The organism is Pseudoalteromonas sp. G5_S1_54_S4, from assembly GCF_054968565.1.
Window position 1 is genome coordinate 1 of sequence record NZ_JBQKUL010000131.1, and the last position, 727, is coordinate 727.

The window sequence follows — 727 nt, forward strand, 5'->3', positions numbered from 1 at the left end:
ATCAATCTGATACCACCCTCAGATGGTTGATAGATCGACTCCGTAGTTGAGTTCCTCTGCGAAGTCCGGCAGTCCGTAACCGATGGTTTTCTTGTAGAAAGGAGAGACCTTCGCAGTCGGTGCCTTCTTCTTGTGCTTCGTGGTGTAGAGCATTCGTGCCCGCATCACCTCGAAGGAGTAACCGCGCCCTTCACGGTTCTTGTCCTTGGCCAGTCGGTTGATGGACTCCGTGTAAGCGTTGGTGACGGGCATGTCCGTCTCGAAGTAGGTCATGGTCTCTTCGCGCCAGTTTCCCACTGCCCTGACCAGATCGCTCCAGACTTCCTTTTGGCCCTTCGGGATGGTGGCTATCCACTCGTCCAGGGCGGCTTCTGCCTGGAGCCGTGTGGTGGCGTCCCAGATGCCGTAGAAGCGCTCCTTGTGCTCGTAGGCGGCCAGCAGTTGCGGGAACGCGCCTGTCCAGGTCTCCATGATGAGGCGCTCCCGGTCTGAGACTTCGTGAGCGCGTTTCAGCAGGATTTTCCGGTCTCCCTTGAGAGTCCGACTCTGGGACGGTTTCAGCTCCTTTCTGAGGCCCTTGCGCACTCTCTCTAGGGCATCGTTGGCCATGCGCACCACATGGAACTTATCGACCACGATACGGGCCTGGGGCAGCACAGCCTTGACCGCTGCCCGGTAGGGGTTCCACATGTCCATGCTGACGATCTCGACCTTCTGCCGGTCTTTC

At 58.5% G+C, this 727-nt stretch carries 1 pseudogene; it reads right to left on the minus strand.

Annotation, left to right across the window (positions count from 1 at the left end):
- Nucleotides 1-18: 18 nt before the first annotated feature.
- Nucleotides 19-727 (minus strand): annotated as a pseudogene (locus tag ACTRWE_RS19240) (ISL3-like element ISPpu12 family transposase); the annotation flags it as partial.